At 72.4% G+C, this 15,906-nt stretch carries 15 protein-coding genes and 1 pseudogene; 12 read left to right on the forward strand and 4 right to left on the reverse strand.

Features of this window, described 5'->3' with window-relative positions; all coding sequences use genetic code 11:
* Positions 1–40 precede the first annotated feature (40 nt).
* Together IEY79_RS23985 and IEY79_RS23990 are read left to right on the forward strand one after the other, a co-directional pair.
* On the forward strand, positions 41–1,264 hold the full coding sequence (locus IEY79_RS23985; RefSeq protein ID WP_189109652.1) for an aminotransferase class I/II-fold pyridoxal phosphate-dependent enzyme: 1,224 nt from the start codon (positions 41–43) through the stop codon (positions 1,262–1,264).
* An 89-nt stretch (positions 1,265–1,353) separates the two neighbouring features.
* Positions 1,354–2,439 (forward strand): MBL fold metallo-hydrolase, encoded by a 1,086-nt coding sequence (locus IEY79_RS23990; protein WP_189109653.1) that lies wholly within the window; start codon positions 1,354–1,356, stop codon positions 2,437–2,439.
* On the opposite strand, the gene IEY79_RS23995 is transcribed toward IEY79_RS23990, so the two are convergent.
* Positions 2,419–3,132 (reverse strand): DedA family protein, encoded by a 714-nt coding sequence (locus IEY79_RS23995; protein ID WP_189109654.1) that lies wholly within the window; start codon positions 3,130–3,132, stop codon positions 2,419–2,421. The genes IEY79_RS23990 and IEY79_RS23995 overlap by 21 nt on opposite strands.
* An 11-nt stretch (positions 3,133–3,143) precedes the next feature.
* Positions 3,144–3,932 (reverse strand): MBL fold metallo-hydrolase, encoded by a 789-nt coding sequence (locus IEY79_RS24000; protein ID WP_189109655.1) that lies wholly within the window; start codon positions 3,930–3,932, stop codon positions 3,144–3,146.
* Between the two features lie 251 nt (positions 3,933–4,183).
* Here IEY79_RS24000 and IEY79_RS24005 point away from each other — a divergent pair, with 251 nt between their 5' ends.
* The 4 genes from IEY79_RS24005 (at position 4,184) to IEY79_RS24020 (ending at position 7,714) form a co-directional block, all read left to right on the forward strand.
* On the forward strand, positions 4,184–4,588 hold the full coding sequence (locus IEY79_RS24005) for a hypothetical protein (protein WP_189109656.1): 405 nt from the start codon (positions 4,184–4,186) through the stop codon (positions 4,586–4,588).
* A 120-nt stretch (positions 4,589–4,708) separates the two neighbouring features.
* A complete protein-coding gene (locus tag IEY79_RS24010) occupies positions 4,709–6,832 on the forward strand; it encodes a phage holin family protein (protein ID WP_229701079.1) in 2,124 nt (707 codons plus the stop codon).
* Between the two features lie 272 nt (positions 6,833–7,104).
* Positions 7,105–7,470: a hypothetical protein gene (locus IEY79_RS24015; protein ID WP_189109657.1), complete on the forward strand. Its 366-nt coding sequence runs from the start codon at positions 7,105–7,107 to the stop codon at positions 7,468–7,470.
* An 82-nt stretch (positions 7,471–7,552) separates the two neighbouring features.
* Positions 7,553–7,714 carry a hypothetical protein gene (locus IEY79_RS24020; RefSeq protein ID WP_189109658.1) on the forward strand — a complete coding sequence of 54 codons (162 nt, stop codon included), beginning with the start codon at positions 7,553–7,555 and terminating at the stop codon, positions 7,712–7,714.
* 60 nt (positions 7,715–7,774) lie between these two features.
* Here the strand turns inward: IEY79_RS24020 and IEY79_RS24025 are convergent, their stop codons facing one another.
* A complete protein-coding gene (locus IEY79_RS24025) occupies positions 7,775–8,629 on the reverse strand; it encodes a helix-turn-helix domain-containing protein (RefSeq protein WP_189109659.1) in 855 nt (284 codons plus the stop codon).
* 200 nt (positions 8,630–8,829) lie between these two features.
* On the opposite strand from IEY79_RS24025, the gene IEY79_RS24030 reads away from it, so the two are divergent.
* The 4 genes and pseudogenes from IEY79_RS24030 (at position 8,830) to IEY79_RS24045 (ending at position 12,280) form a co-directional block, all read left to right on the forward strand.
* Positions 8,830–10,674 carry a transketolase gene (locus tag IEY79_RS24030; RefSeq protein ID WP_189109660.1) on the forward strand — a complete coding sequence of 615 codons (1,845 nt, stop codon included), beginning with the start codon at positions 8,830–8,832 and terminating at the stop codon, positions 10,672–10,674.
* 84 nt (positions 10,675–10,758) lie between these two features.
* On the forward strand, positions 10,759–11,292 hold the full coding sequence (locus tag IEY79_RS24035) for a type 1 glutamine amidotransferase domain-containing protein (protein WP_189109661.1): 534 nt from the start codon (positions 10,759–10,761) through the stop codon (positions 11,290–11,292).
* 157 nt (positions 11,293–11,449) lie between these two features.
* The gene (locus IEY79_RS24040) at positions 11,450–11,728 is read left to right on the forward strand and encodes a DUF5133 domain-containing protein (RefSeq protein ID WP_189109662.1); all 279 of its coding nucleotides are present in this window, start codon (positions 11,450–11,452) and stop codon (positions 11,726–11,728) included.
* Positions 11,729–11,735: 7 nt separating this feature from the next.
* Positions 11,736–12,280, forward strand: a pseudogene (locus tag IEY79_RS24045) (ferritin-like domain-containing protein).
* A gap of 175 nt (positions 12,281–12,455) precedes the next feature.
* On the opposite strand, the gene IEY79_RS24050 reads toward IEY79_RS24045, so the two are convergent.
* Complete coding sequence (locus tag IEY79_RS24050; RefSeq protein ID WP_189109663.1) at positions 12,456–13,076, reverse strand: LAETG motif-containing sortase-dependent surface protein; 621 nt, start codon at positions 13,074–13,076, stop codon at positions 12,456–12,458.
* A gap of 271 nt (positions 13,077–13,347) precedes the next feature.
* On the opposite strand from IEY79_RS24050, the gene IEY79_RS24055 reads away from it, so the two are divergent.
* Together IEY79_RS24055 and IEY79_RS24060 are read left to right on the forward strand one after the other, a co-directional pair.
* Positions 13,348–14,805, forward strand: a complete 1,458-nt coding sequence (locus IEY79_RS24055; protein ID WP_189109664.1) for a PQQ-dependent sugar dehydrogenase — start codon at positions 13,348–13,350, stop codon at positions 14,803–14,805.
* Positions 14,795–15,775: a LamG-like jellyroll fold domain-containing protein gene (locus IEY79_RS24060; RefSeq protein WP_189109665.1), complete on the forward strand. Its 981-nt coding sequence runs from the start codon at positions 14,795–14,797 to the stop codon at positions 15,773–15,775. Before IEY79_RS24055 ends, IEY79_RS24060 begins: the two co-directional genes overlap by 11 nt.
* Positions 15,776–15,906 lie beyond the last annotated feature (131 nt).

Raw genomic sequence — 15,906 nt, forward strand, 5'->3', positions numbered from 1 at the left:
GACGACCGACCGCGGCCGGTGAGCGCGGGAGGAGGCGGGCATGGGAACGACGGGGACGGTGCGTGAGGGGCGCGGTCCCGTACGGTACGGGCCGCTCGCCCCGGACATGGGCCTGCCCGCGCTGCCCGAGCTCGTCACCGAGCTCTCCGGCGCCGCCGGAGAGACCTCGCCCGAGGAGCCCGGCGGCGGGCCGGTGCTGCGGGAGGCGGCCTGCGGCTACTGGTCCAGGCGCGGTCTGCCGACACATCCCCAGGAGGTCGCCGCTGCGGCCGGCGCCCAGCCGCTGCTCCTGGCGCTGCTCGCCGCGCACGGCGGCGACGTCCTGATGCCCCGCCCGCACCCGGCCTCCTGGGCGCCGCAGGCCAGGCTCCTCGGGCGGCCCTTCTTCCCGGTGCCGACCCCGGCCGAGTGCGGCGGCGTCCCCGATCTGTACGCCCTCCTGGAGACGGTGCGCCGGGTACGGGCCGAGGGCGGTCACCCACGGCTGCTGCTGCTCTCGATCGCCGACGACCCGACCGGCACCGTCGCACCGCCCGAGCTTCTGAGGGAGGCGTGCGAGGCCGCCGTCGCCGAGGGCCTGCACATCATCAGCGACGAGACCTGGCGCGACACCCTGCACCGGCCGCACGAGACGGTGCCGCTCAGCCCGGCCGAGATGTGGCCCGACGACGTCACCGTCTTCTCCGATCTGGCGGGCGCGCTCACCCCGGCGTCGTGGCCCGCCGCCGTGGCGCGTTTCCCCGCCACCGGGGTCGGCGCCCGGCGCCGGGCCAGGACGCTGGACCATCTCACCGCGCTGGGCGCGTTCGTCGCGGCGCCGGTCGCCGCGGCCGCCGCCCGCGCGCTGGACGAGCCGCCCGGAGTGACGGCGAGGGTCGCGGCCGCCGCCGCGCTGCACGCGCGCGTGGCCGGCGCCGTACATCACATCGTCCTCACCGCCGGGGCGCTGGCCAGACCGCCGCGGGCGGGCCGTCATCTGTACGCGGACTTCGGCCCGTTGCGCCGGGGGCTCGCCGCACGGGGGGTGGGCGACTCCATGGAACTCGAAGAGTTCCTGGGCGCACGGCTGGGCATACCGGTGCCCGGCGGGCACCGGTTCGGGGACGAACTGGGCGCGCTGCGGGTGCGGCTCGCCACCGGACCGCTGCTCGGGGCAACCCCGGAGCAGCGGATGGAGTCCCTCACCGATGTGGAGCCCCTGGAATTGCCGCATGTCGCCGAAGCGCTCAGCATTTTGACGGCGGCTCTGGGGGAGCCGCCCTGAGCCCGCCGGCCGCCGACCCGACCCGACCCACTCGTCTTCCGGCGTACCGCCCCGGCGAACCGCGTCGCACCGCCCTGAACGGAGCTTCGATGACGGAACACACCGATCGGACGGATTCCACCGGGCGCGCGCACGGCACCGCCCCCACCCCCTCCCGGGCCACGGCCTCCGGCCGGACCGCCCGGCCCGGCGGCACGCTCCGCCCGCTGGGAGAGACCGGCCGTCACTGGCCCCGGTCCTTCTCGCACCGGCTCACCACCCCGCTGCCCGGTGTACGCGCCCTGGCGCGGCTCGCCCGGGAAGGCGCCGCGCGGCCACGCCCCGGCGCGCTCGACGCCGTACCGAGGCTGCCCGTCGAGCGGGGGCCGCTGCCGTCCGTGGACGCCGCCACCGTCGCCGTCACCTGGGCGGGGCACGCGAGTTGGGTGGTCCGTATCGGCGGTCTCACCGTCCTGACCGACCCGGTGTGGTCACGCCGGATCCTCGGCACGCCCGCGCGGATCACTCCCGTCGGCGTCCGGTGGGAGGAACTGCCGCGCGTCGACGCCGTCGTCATCAGCCACAACCACTACGACCACCTCGACGCGCCCACGCTGCGACGGCTGCCGAGGGACACCCCGATGTTCGTCCCCGCCGGTCTCGCCCGCTGGTGCAGGCGCCGCCGCTTCACCCAGGTCACCGAGCTGGACTGGTGGGAGGCCGCCGAACTCCCCCGCGGGGACGGCGGCACCGTACGGTTCGACTTCGTCCCCGCCCACCACTGGTCCAAGCGCACCCTCACCGACACCTGCCGCTCGCTGTGGGGCGGCTGGATGCTCACCGACGGATCGACCGGCCGGCGCGTCTACTTCGCCGGGGACACCGGCTACGGCCACTGGTTCCGGGAGATCGGCGGCCGGTACCCGGACATCGACCTCGCGCTGATGCCCATCGGGGCGTACGACCCGCGCTGGTGGCTCAGCGACGTCCACGTGGACCCGGAGGAGGCCGTACAGGCCTGCCAGGACGTCGGCGCGCGGAACATGGCGCCCATGCACTGGGCGACGTTCGTGCTCTCGGCCGAGCCCGTGCTGGAGCCGCTGGAGCGGGTCAGGGCCGCCTGGGAGCGGACCGGGAGAGCGCGCGAGCAGCTGTGGGACCTGCCGGTCGGGTCCTCACGCCTGCTGACCGTCTGACTCCGACGGCCCGTCCGCCGCCGTCGGCCGCCCCGTCGGACCCTCCGGCGCGCCCTTCCCGTCCCGCCCGGCGGAGCCGTCCGCGTCCGCGCCCTTGCCGCGCGCCCGCAGCTTGCGCCAGATCGCGGGACTGCCGCTGATCAGCACCGTCAGAGCCACCGCCGCGACCACGCCCTCCCACGGCTCGGCGAAGAGCGAACCGCCGAGGATCCCGATCAGCTGGTACGTCGCCGCCCACGCCAGGCACGCCGGCAACGCCCCCTTGATGAACCGCATCGTCGGCCACTTGGTGAGCAGGCACGCCAGCATCACCGGAATCCGCCCCGCGGGCACCAGCCGCGACAGCACCAGCACCGTCACACCGTGCTCCCGCAGCTTGCGCTGCGTCTGTTCGAGCGTGTCGTCCGCGACCCGCCGCTCCAGCGCCGCCAGCCAGCGCGAGCCGTTCTTCGAGTTGACCCCGCGCCGCCCCAGCCAGTAGAGCGTGATGTCGCCGAGGAACGCCGCGAACGAGGCCACCACGAATATGTACAGCAGCGCGAGCGGCGCCGTCTGATGGAAGGCGACCACCGCCGCCGAACTCACCACCGCGCCCGTCGGCACCACCGGCACCAACGCCCCGAGCGCCACCAGCAGGAACAGCGACGGGTAGGTGACGGCCTGCTGCGCGGACTCCGACGGCAGCTGGCTCATGAGCTGGTCGATCACAGGGTGGCCCCCGGCCGCACACTCTCGCCGTGCTGAAGCCGGTGGACGGCGACTCCGGGCGCCCGCCGGGCGGCCTGACGGACGAACTCGTCGCCGGGTGAATGGAATTCGTGCGGCCGTACGCCGTCCATGCCGATCGGCCAGTACGTGCCGTAGTGCACCGGCACCGCGGCCTCGGGCGAGAGCCGGGACAGCGCCTCGGCCGCGCGGTCGGCGTTCAGATGACCGTGGCCCAGGTGCGGCCCCCAGCCGCCCACCGGCAGCAGTGCCACATCGACCGTGCCCACGACGTCCGCCATCTCGTCGAAGAGCCCGGTGTCGCCCGCGAAGTACGTCCGGCGTTCACCGCTGATCACATAGCCGAGCGCGGGGGAACGCTGCGGTCCCACCGGCAGCCGCCGCCCGTCGTGGCAGGCCGGCACCGCCCGTACCCACAGCGGTCCGATCTCCACCTCGTCGCCCGGCTCGACCTCGGTGATCCGCAGACCGCCGCGTCCGACGGCGTCCAGCCGCCGCAGTCCCGGCACCGCCCGCCGCGCGCCACGCGGCACGATCAGCCGGGTGCCCGGCGCGAGCTTCGCCAGCGACGGCAGATGCAGATGGTCGGAGTGCAGATGCGAGACGAGCACGGCATCGGCGACGGCCGCCTCCGGCGGCGGTACGTCACCGCGACGACGGCGCAGATGAGCCAGTCGGCGTGCGAAGAGCGGGTCGGTCAGCACCCGGACACCGGAGTCCTCGACCGTGCAGGTGGCATGACCCCACCAGGTGATGACATTTCCCAAAGCGGGACCTCAGCTCCGTCCGTATCCGGCTCTCAGCGTACGGCGGCCGTCGGCCGAACGGGCAGCAGATGGCTCGCGGCCGCACACCGCGCGCGCCTGAGGGCGTGCGCCTGTGGCAGATTCGTGCACCTGCATGTGCCCGATACGCGCCTCCTTATGAGGGCGTGATCGGAGTAGGGTCGTCCAACACCGGGGGACGGGGGGCGGCTTCGGGGACGGGGCCGGATGCACTGAGGCGGGGGACCAGAGACATGGGCGAGTTACGAGTGGCGGCCATAGCCAGCCTCACCCCGCTCGAAGAACTCGACCGCGAGCCGTTCCTGGTCGACATCCGCGGCCAGCAGGCGATGTGCGCGCGCTGGGCGGCCGACAAGGGGTACGTCGTCACGCGGCAACTGCTCCTCTACGGGACGCGCTCCGACCACTGCGGGCTCTGGGTCGATGTCGAGGCGGGAGCGATCGACGCCTTCGTCGTCCCCAACGAACGGGTGCTCGACCGGGCGTTCGCGTCCGTGCCCGCCTTCACCGCCGAGTGCGAGCGCCGCGGCGTCCCCCTGGAGACCGTGGGGATGGACGAACCTGTCTACGACGCGACGTCCAAGGCCAAGGTCCACCGCAGGCTCTCCATGCCGACGGCCGGCTACGACGGCTGCTGACCCCGCCCCGCGCCTTCCGGACCCCTCTCCTTCAAGAAGACAGGCCCCACCGCCCGCTGTGCGAGGCTGTGGAGCGAGCCCGTGGCGGTGTGCGGGCCCTGGACGTGAGGTGAGAACGCGGTGTTCAAGGGGCGATGGCGGACGGCCGGCAGGGCCCTGATGCGGGTGGTCGTCGTCTGGGCGGTCTCCACACTGACCCTGCTGGCGCTCGCGGGCATCCTGCCCGACTTCCAGCTGCAAGGCGCTGACGACAGCCTCACCAGGACGGCGATCACCGCCGCCTGGGGCGCGGGCGCCTTCGGTCTGCTCAGCGCCCTCGTCTGGCCCTTCCTGGTCCGCGCCCTGCTCCTCGTGCCGGCTCTCGTGATCGGCCTGCTGGTCTTCTTCCTCAACGGCTCACTACTGCTGGTCGCCCTCAAGGTCACCCCCGACGGCGGAGGCGCCGCCGACCCCGAGAACGCCGTCGTGGTCGCCGCCGTCATGTCCGCCGTCGCGTCGGCGACCTCCACAGCCCTCGCCGTACGCGACGACGACGCCTACCGGCGCAGGCTCTCGCGCCTCGCGCAACGTCGCCGGCGCCGCAGCGGTGAGGACAGCGCGCGCCGCGCCTACACCGCCTCGCCCGGCACGCTCTTCCTCCAACTCGACGGAGTCGGGCACCAGGTGCTGCTCGACGCGGTCGCCGACGGCCACATGCCCACCGTCGCCGGCTGGCTCGGGGAGCGCCCGACGCACCGGCTCACCCCCTGGCGCACCGACTGGTCCAGCCAGACCGGCGCCAGCCAGCTCGGCATCCTGCACGGCAGCAACCACGACGTCCCCGCCTTCCGTTGGTACGAGAAGGAGAGCGGGCGGATCATGGTCAGCAACCGGCCGGCCAGCGCCGCCGAACTCCAGCGCCGCGCCGTCGAACGCACCCGCGACGCCGGGCTCCTCACGCTCGACGGCGCCAGCCGCGGCAATCTCTTCAGCGGCGGCGCCGACCAGTTGGCGCTCGTCCTGTCGATGGCCGCCCGGCGCGGCAGGGCTACCCGCTCCCGGGCCGGCTACTTCGCGTACTTCACCGACCCGGCCAACGCCGTCCGTACGGCCGTCTCCTTCGTCGCCGAGGTCGGCCGCGAGATAGGCCAGTCCACGCGGGCCCGTGTCCGCGGCGACCGGCCCCGGGTGAGCCGGGGCGGGCTCTACCCCTTCATCCGGGCCTTCGCGACCGTCGTCGAGCGGGACGTCGTGGTCGCCGCCGTCATAGGGGACATGCTGGCCGGTCGCGCCGCCGTCTACGCCGACCTCGTCGCGTACGACGAGGTGGCCCACCACTCGGGCCCCCACAGCCGCGACGCCACACAGGTCCTGCGGCGCCTCGACCGCTCGATAGAGCTGCTGACCAAGGTCGCCGACCACGCGCCGCGCTCGTACCGGCTCGTGCTCCTCTCCGACCACGGCCAGAGCCCCGGCGAGACCTTCCTGGGTGTGTACGGGCTGACGCTCCGGGACCTCGTACGGGCCGGCTGCGGGCTGCCCGTGCCGCGCCGCGCGGTGCGTACGAAGAGCGGCGCGGAGGCGCGGGACGCGGCACGTGACGCCGTACGCACCGCCCTCCACCGCCCCGTCGAGGGGAGCCACGAGGGCGAGGCCGGCGAGAAGCGGTCGGCGCGGGGGTCCGACCCGATCGTGCTGGCCTCCGGGAATCTGGGGCTGATCTCCTTCCCCGACGTCCCGGAGCGGATGAGCCGCGAGCAGATAGACGAGCGCCACCCCGCGCTGCTGCGCACTCTCGCCAACCATCCGGGCATCGGCTTCCTCCTCGTACGCAGCGAGGCGAACGGCTCGGTGGTGCTCGGCCCCGCCGGGGCGGAGATCCCCGTCGCCAAGCTGGACGACACGGGGCTGCTGGCCACGATGGGGCCGGGCGCCGCGGACGCGGTCCGGCGCACCGACACCTTCCCGCATGTCGCGGACATCATGGTCAACTCGATGTACGACCCGGCGACGGGCCGGGTACACGCGTTCGAGGAGCAGATCGGCTCCCACGGAGGACTCGGCGGAGAGCAGTCCAACGCCTTCCTGCTGTCGCCTCTGACCCTGCCCGCGCCGGTGCCCGGCGACGGGGAGCTGGTGGGCGCGGAGCAGGTCCACTCGGTGCTGAACCACTGGCTGTACGACGGCCTCGGCCCGCAGGTCCCCCTCGGTCCGACACAGCCGACGGTCACCGTCCCCCAGGAGGAGACGGAGCCGAGCGCCTAGAGCCGGGACAGGGCCTAGGGGTTCTCTCGCCCGTATCGCCGGGCTCGCTCGATCGCACGCACCGACGGGTCATCAGCCGCTTCGCGGCGGGCGTGAGCCCCGCCCGGCGGGACTTCGCGGACACGCGCCAGGGCCTGTCCCGCGGCTCTCGGCGGAGGGGCGCCGTCCACGGGTCGGCGTAACGCGTGTCCCCCGGGAGAGCGGTTCTCGGCCTTCCGGCGGGCACCGCGGCGTCCACGGGCAGAGGATGCACGATCAGGAGGTCGTGCCGAGTGAACAGCGCCCCGGAACCGCACAGCGCCCGTCCCGTAGCGACGGGACGGACGACCGTGCGTCTGGTCACGCTGCTGGTGCTCTGCACCCTCCTGGGGATGTCGCTCGACCCCTGCGCGTCGGCCGCGCGCGGAGCGGAACCCCGCCCGGCCGTGTCGACCGTGCCCGAGCCCCTGGGGGAGGGCCATCACGACACCGCGATGGCCGCCCAGTCCGCGTCGGCCAGGGCCGGACGCGGCGCGGGCCCGGGCCGCAGGACCGGCCGCCGTGCGGCGCCCCGCCCTCCGTACGGAGGAGCTTTCCCCCCGTCGAGGAAGGGACCGGCCGCGCCGCCGGCCGCCCGCTGTGTGGTGCTGCGCTGCTGAGAGGTCCGGCACGTCCGTGTGCCTGTCGACCCCGTCGACCTCATCAGCCGGTCAACCCCCATCGCACCGCGAGGACACAGCCATGCCCATCGACCCGTTCGCCGTACTCAACGCCCTGCTGCGCGCCGAGGCGGCGCGCTCCAGCGAGCACGAGGCCAAGGCCCCGACGACCTCCTCCACCGCACCGGCACCCCCGCCGGCCCGGCCGTCCGAGCCCCGCGGGGACGCCCGCGACAGGTCCTGAACTCCCGGCCTGACGTGACCGGACCGGTCCACCGGGTCCGCCCGGCGGACCGGTCCGTCCTCAGCCCAGCGCCGACATCAGATACTTCGCCGTCGCCGGATCGGCCGGCAGGAACGTCTCGATCGCCAGCTCGGCCACCGTCACATCCATCGGTGTGTTGAACGTCGAGATGGACGAAAGGAAGGTCAGCACCTGGCCGCCGTGCTCGATCCGCAGCGGCAGCGCGAAGTTCCCGAGCGCGAACGCCGCCGCGTCACCGGCCTCCCCGCCCCCGGCCCCGCCCCCGGCCCCGCCCTCGTCCCCGTCCGACTCGTCGGCCCCCTCCGGCGGCGGATACGCGGCGACCTCCTCGTACAGCGCCCGCAGCGCGTCGGAGCGGTCGAGCGCGATCTGCCGCTCCATCTGGTCCAGCAGATGCGCGCGCCACTGCCGGTAATTGCGGATGCGCCCCGCCGCCCCTTCCGGATGCAGGACGACCCTCATCGCGTTCGCCGGCGGCGCCAGCAGATGCTCGGGCACGCCTTCCATGATCAGGGCGAGGCCCCGGTTGGCCGCCACCAGCGTGTACGTCCCGTCGACGACGAGCGCCGGATACGGCTCGTACCCCCGCAGCAGCCGCTCCAGCGCCTCCCGCACCACCGCCATCGACGGGTCGTCCATCGCGGTCTCGGTGAAGCGGGGCGCGTAACCGGCAGCCAGCAGCAGGGCGTTGCGCTCGCGCACGGGTACGTCCAGATGCTCCGAGAGCCGCAGGACCATCTCCTCGCTCGGCCGGGACCTGCCCGTCTCCACGAAGCTGATGTGGCGGGCGGACGAGTCGGCGCGCAGGGCCAGCTCCAGCTGACTGATCCGCCGCTGTTCACGCCAGCTCTTGAGCAGCGGCCCGACCCCGGTCCCCGACGCACGAGATGTCATACGCGGACGGTAGCCGGGGCCGGAGGACGCCCGCGCCGCCGGGCCCGTGTTCTGCGGGCTCCCCTCAAGTGGGGCAATCTGGTGGGTAGGGGGCAGAACGGGCGCGGCTGTCGTTTGCTTGTCGTCGCCCTCGGGCACCCGGAAAGTCCACCGTCCGCCCGTCCGGCCGCCGCATCCGGTCGCATCCGGTGAGGAGTGACATGCGTAGCGAACTTCTGACAGAACTGGGGCAGCAGCTCAGGGTCGACTCGGTCCGCGCGGCCGACATGGCGGGGTCCGGACATCCCACCTCGTCGATGTCCGCCGCCGATCTCGGCGCCGTCCTGCTGGCCAATCATCTGACGTACGACTTCGACCGGCCCGACCACCCGGGGAACGACCGGCTGATCTTCTCCAAGGGCCACGCGTCGCCGCTGCTGTACTCGATGTTCCTCGCGGCCGGCGCCATCGACGAGGCGGAGTTCCACACCTACCGCCGGGAGGGCAGCAGGCTCGAAGGCCACCCCACGCCGCGGCTGCCCTGGGTGGACGTGGCGACCGGCTCGCTCGGGCAGGGCCTGCCCCTGGGCGTCGGGATGGCGCTCGCCGGGCAGCGGCTCGGCAAGGTCCCCTACCGCGTCTGGGTGCTCTGCGGCGACAGCGAGATGGCCGAGGGATCGATCTGGGAGGCCGCCGAACACGCCGGGCACGAACATCTCGACTCACTGACGCTGATCCTCGACGTGAACCGGCTCGGCCAGCGCGGCCCCACCCGGCACGAGCACGACCTCGCCGCGTACAGCCGCAGACTGCACGCCTTCGGCTGGCACACCATCGAGGTCGACGGCCATGACATCGACGCGATCGAGGCGGCCTACGACGAGGCGCGCTCGACCCTCGGGGAGCCGACGGCGATCATCGCCGCCACCATGAAGGGCCGGGGCGTCGCCTCCGTCGAGGACCGCGAGGGCATGCACGGCAAGCCCCTCCCCGACGCGGCGGGCGCCATCGAGGAGCTCGGCGGCCGGAGGTCCATGCGGGTCGAGGTCCGCAAGCCCACGACCACCGCCACCGACGCCCACCCCGGCGTCGGGCATCTGAACCTGCCGCGCTTCGACGAGGGCGACCAGATCGCCACCCGTGACGCGTACGGGCAGGCCCTGACGGCACTCGGCTTCGCGCGCGGCGACATCGTGGCGCTCGACGGGGAGGTCGGCGACTCGACCCGTACCGAGTTCTTCTCGAAGGAGCACCCCGAGCGTTACTTCGAGTGCTACATCGCCGAGCAGCAGCTGGTGGCCGCCGCCGTCGGCATGCAGGCCTGCGGGCAGATCCCGTACGTCTCGACCTTCGCGGCCTTCCTCACGAGGGCGCACGACTTCCTGCGGATGGCCACGATCGGCAGGGCGTCGATCAGCGTCGTCGGCTCGCACTCCGGTGTCTCCATCGGCCAGGACGGGCCGTCCCAGATGGGACTCGAAGACCTCGCCATGTTCCGTGCCCTGCACGGCAGTACGGTGCTCCAGCCGTGCGACGCGAACCAGACCACCCGGCTCGTCGCCGCGATGGCCGAGCTGGAGGGCATCAGCTATCTGCGCACCCTGCGCGGCAAGACACCGGTGATCTACGGCCCCGACGAGCAGTTCCCGGTCGGCGGCAGCAAGGCGATCCGGCACACCATCGACGACCGGATGACGCTCGTCGGCTCCGGGATCACCGTCCACGAGTGTCTGAAGGCGGCCGATCTGCTCGCCGAGGAAGGCATCACCGTGCGGGTCATCGACATGTACTCGATCAAGCCGGCCGACGAGGTCACCCTCCAGGCCGCCGCGGCCGACACCGGCTGTCTGATCACGGTGGAGGACCACCACCCGCAGGGTGGTCTCGGCGACGCCGTCGCCGAGGTCTTCTCCGACGGCCGGCCCGCGCCCCGCCTCGTGCGGCTCGGTGTACGGGAGATGGCGGGCTCCGCGACCCCCGCCGAGCAGCTGCGCGCCGCCGGGATCGACGCCGATTCGATCGCCGCCGCCGTGAAGCTCCTGACGGGGACGGCGATGGTGCGCTGAGGCGGTATCGCGAGCGAGTGGGCAAGTAACCGGAACGAGCGCTCACCCGAAGCGGGTGAGCGCACCCGAGAGGACGTGACAAGCATGCGCGCGGCGTTTCTGATGGCGGCCGAAGGCATCGAACAGGTCGAGTTGACCGAGCCGTGGCAGGCGGTGCTCGACGCGGGCGGTGAACCCGTGCTGATCTCGCCGAAGCCGGGCACGGTGCAGGCGTTCGACCACCTCGACAAGGCCGATACCTTCCCAGTGGACGCCACTGTCGCCGACAGCTCGGTGGACGGTTTCGACGGCCTGATCCTACCCGGCGGGGTGGCCAATCCCGACGCCCTGCGACTGGACAAGGCGGCCGTCGCGTTCGCGAAGGGCTTCTTCGACGCCGGGAAGCCGGTGGCGGCGATCTGCCACGCCCCGTGGACGCTGGTGGAGGCCGATGTCGTACGCGGCAGGACGCTGACGTCCTGGCCGAGCCTGCGTACCGACATCCGCAACGCGGGCGGCACCTGGGTCGACCGGCAGGTCCAGATCTGCACCGACGGGCCGAACACCCTCGTCACCAGCCGCAGGCCCGACGATCTCAAGGCTTTCAACTCGGCCTTCCTGGACGTTTTCGACAGCTGACGACCGCCACGGAACGTGTCCGTTTGCGGACAACGGGTGATCGGCGCACCATGATGGGCAAGGCCCGCGGGACGGCGGAGTACCGCCGTCCCGCGGGCCGAGACGTCGCCGAACAAGCAGGTCCAGCCGGGCCGGCTTCGGGAATCGGGAGAAGAGCATGCTTCTGCCGGACAAGGCCGGGCTCGCCCAGCTGCTGCGCCGCTACCGGACCTGGGAGCAGCTGGTCCTGCAAGAGCCGCACAACCCGGTGCGACGGCGGCGGCTGGACGACGTCGCCTACACCCTGTGCGTGCTGATGGGGCATCGCACCGCCCACGAGGCGATCCGCGCGGCGGAGTCGTATCTCGGCAGAGGCCCGCGCGGCGGCCGCGGTCCGCGGGGTCAGGGAATTCTGCGCAACCGTCGTCGGGACAGCAGCCGCAAGGAAAGGATGTGAACCGGTCATGGCCGAATTCCTCACCGACATCAAGAAGATTCGCGACCGCGCCCGCCAGGAGATCGACAAGGGCCCGGTGACGGACGCCTACGGGGCGGACATCGGGCGGGTCATCCAGGTGCTGAACGAGGCGCTGGCCACCGAGATCGTCTGCACGCTGCGCTACAAGAGGCAGTACTACACGGCGACCGGGCTCTACGCGGAGCCGGTCGCCGCCGAATTCCTGGAACACGCGGGGGACGAGCAGGCGCACCGGACAAGGTGGCCGAGCGGATCGTGCAGCTCGGAGGTGAGCCCGACTTCAACCCCGACACCCTCACCGGCCGCTCGCACGCGGAGTACGACGAGAGCCTGGACCTGATCGAGATGATCAAGGAGGACCTGGTCGCCGAGCGGGTGGCCATCACGTCGTACACGGAGATCGCCCAGTGGCTGGGGGCGGGCGACCCCACCACGCGCCGGGTCTTCGAGGATCTGCTCGCGCAGGAGGAGGAGCACGCGGACGATCTGCGCGCCTTGCTGGAGCGGCTGCCGGGCGGCGCCAAGTCCTGACAGGGGCGCGGCCGGACCGGGAGGAACGGCACCCGAGGAGACCGGCGGGACTGGGAAACGGCACCGCCGCCGGCCGGAAGGCACTCAAGTGCCTTCCGGCCGACGGCGGTTCTGCGTCCGTCGGCGGTCGGGTCCGCCGTCCGTCAGCAGTCGTCAGCGGTGGTCGCGCGAGGGGTCAGTTCCCCACGGCGCGGCGCTTGCGCGCGGCCCACGTGATGCCAGCACCGGCCACGAGTATGACGGCGGCGGCGCCCGCGATCAGCGGCGTGGTGCTGGAGGAACCCGTCTCGGCGAGGTCGTCACCGGCGGGGCTCGGCTGCGAGGAGGGAACGGCCGCCGCGGCGGTCGTCTTGCTCGGCTCGGGCTTGGCCTCGGTCGGCGTGGGCTCGGGCTCGTCCGACGGCGGAGTCGTCGACGGCGTGGGCTCGGGCTCGGTGCCCTCGCAGACCGGAGCGGTCTTCGTGTCGTCGAGCGAACCGTCGTTGCCCGAACCGTCCTTCACCACGAGGTGGAGCGTGAGCTCCTTGTCGTGCTTCGGCAGTTCGATCTTCTTGTGGAACTCCCCACCGAACTTCTCGGTGGCCAGCAGTTCCTTGCCGTCGACACTCAGGGTCACCGTGTTCTCGGCGTCGGCGGTGTAGTTGACGAGATCGACGCTCACCTCCGAGCAGGTCACGGCCCAGGCCGGGGTGTGCGCCACCGCCGGAGCGGCGAAGAGGCCGACGCCGAGCGCACCCGCCGCCGCGACCGTCACGAGCGCCCCGGGGCGTCGCCACGATCTGTTGAATACAGTCACTGAATCCTCCGCGTTCACTTCGCCGCCGGATGACGGCGCGGGCGCACAGTATCGCCATTCAGGACCCACTCCCCACGCGCCCCTATGGACTTGACCGTCTCATGGGGCTGTTGTGCCCGAAATCGGTGCGCGCGCCACTTTGCTCGCTCCGGCCCCCTTGCCGCGCCCTTGCCACGTTTGTAACTTGGCGCGGATGGTTCGCTGGAAGCGCTTTCTGTGCGGTGGCGCCGTCTGTCCGAGCCGTACCGTCCGAGCCGATGAGGTGAGCGGGATGCCCAAGCCCGGAACAACAGGGAGAAGACGACTGGCCGTTGCGGCGGGGGTGCTGCTCATGGCGCTTCTCGTGCCGCCCGCCGCGGCGCGTGAGGACGGGCCGATCGCCGACCCGCTGCCCGATCCGACACTCTCCGAAATTGGCCTGGTTCTTGACGAGTTCTCGACGCTGCCCAAGTCGGAGCCGGTGCCGCCGCCGACCGACGACCGGCTCAAGCGCTGGGCCCGGATCAACTTCGTCGGTGAAGTCCCCGACGGGACGGGCCGGTTGTACGTCCCCGATCTCAACGGCAAGCTGTATCTGCTGGACAGCGCGGGCACACCCACCGAGTACCTGGACGTCGGCGCCGAGGCCGGCCCCGACTTCTGGTCCCACCAGGGGCTCGGCAGCGGCTTCGGATTCGTCGCGTTCCACCCGGAGTTCGCCGCCAACGGCAAGTTCTACACCGTCCACACCGAGGCCAGGGACGCGTTGCGCAAACGCCCGGACCTGCCGTCCGGCGGAGTCACGGTCGTCCACAGCGTGGTCACCGAGTGGACCGCCGACGACCCGGCCGCCACGGCCTTCGCGGGCTCGCGCCGTGAGGTGATGCGGCTCGGCTTCCAGGGCACGATCCACGACATCCAGGAGATAAACTTCAACCCCAACGCCCGCCCCGGCGACGAGGATTACGGGCTCCTCTACATCGCCGCCGGGGACGGCGGAGCCGGCTGGCGCAGTTCGGTGCCGCAGGATCTGTACGTCCCGCAGGGCAAGATCCTGCGCATCGACCCGGCCGGCGACAACGGCCCCGGCGGCAAGTACGGCATCCCCCCGTCCAACCCCTTCGTCCACCGGCAGTACGTGCTCGGCGAGATCTACGCGTACGGCTTCCGCGATCCGCACCGGTTCAGCTGGGACTCCGGCGGCAGCGGGCAGATGTTCGTGGGGAGCATCGGGGAGCACCGCATCGAGTCCGTGTACGACGTCAGGGCCGGTGACAATCTGGGCTGGAGCGACCGGGAGGGACCCTTCGAGTACCGCAAGGAGGGGAACCCGACCTGCGGTGTCTACCAACTCCCGGACAACGACGAGCAGTACGGCTACACCTATCCGGTCGCGGCCTTCGACCACGTACCGCCGCCGGACACACCGTGCGCCGACAGCGGCAACGCGCTGATCGGCGGGTTCGTCTACCGGGGCACCGAGATCCCCGGGCTGCGGGGCAAGTACGTCTACGGCGAAGGCGTCGGGGGCCGGATCTTCTACTCCGACGTGGCGGACATGCGCCGCGGCGGGCCGCTCGCCGAGGTCCATCAGTTCCAGGTCCTGGACGCGGCCGGCGCGACGACCTCGATGGCGGAGCTGGCCGGGGACGACCGGGTCGACCTGCGGTTCGGTACGGACAGCGCCGGTGAGCTGTACGTGCTGGCGAAGGCCAACGGCAAGATCTGGAAGGTGACCGATGCGCGCTGACTTCCCGGGGCGCAGGCTCGCTCTGACGCTCGCTCTGGTCACGACACTGCTGGTGACGGCCTTCGCACCGGCGGGTGATCCGGTGGCCCTTGAGCCCGTGGCGGGTGAGCCGGTGGCCGGGACCGCCGGCGCCGCCTCGCGCGTGCCGCGTCCCGTCGCCGCGTACGACTTCGAGCACCCCGTCCCCGGTGACCCGGCCCGCGAGCGGGACCGGGGCCGCTCCGGCACCACGCTCGAACTCGTCAACGGCGGCGCCGGGTCACGGGTCGGGGACGACGAGCGGCGCGGCAAGGTCCTGCGTACACGCCAGGTCTCGCCCACGACCACGGGCAACGACGACTGGAAGGCCGGCGTGTACGGCCCGCAGGGGGTGCCGACCCTGGGCGCCTTCAACGGCGCGCGGCAGGCCACCGTGATGGGCTGGTTCAGGATGACCGGCGAGAATCCCGCACCGAACCCGGGCACCCCCGACCCGGACGACCGTTACAACGCGATCGGCCTCGCCGGGATCCTCTCGGGCACCTCGCAGGGCCACGACGTGCGCGCCCTGCTCGAACTCATCACCGTCGACGGGGAGATGAAGGTCGTCGCCCTCGGTCGGCGGGTGGACAACGGGAGTTCGCAGACGTTCGCCGCCGACGCCGACTGGCGGCGGATCCTGCCTCCGGGCACCTGGGTGTCCCTCGCCGCCACCTTCGACTTCGACGCCGGCACGATGGCGCTGTACCGCGACGGCCGCCCGCTGCCGGGCCGCTACGTCGTACCCGGCGACCCCTGGGCGGTGGACGGGGCGCCGGAGCCCGACGCCGCGTCGCCGACCGATCCGCGCGGCATCAAGATCGGCGGCAGCTATCCGCAGAACACCCAGGAGGGCAATCCCTGCGACTGCCGGATGGATGACCTGATGTTCTTCGACCGGGCGCTCACGCCCGCCGAGATCATGTCGCAGTACCGGCGGACGCGAGGATAATGGGGGAGGGGGAAATACAGCTTAATCAGGGCAATCAGTGGCATGAGGGCCCGGAAGCAGGGTGACCGTCGTCCGCCCCGGCCCCGGCCGGGCGCACGGCGGGGCGTCCGCGGGGCCCGACAGGCCGCAGT

The organism is Streptomyces camponoticapitis (assembly GCF_014646115.1).
Taxonomy (GTDB): Bacteria; Actinomycetota; Actinomycetes; order Streptomycetales; family Streptomycetaceae; genus Streptomyces; species Streptomyces camponoticapitis.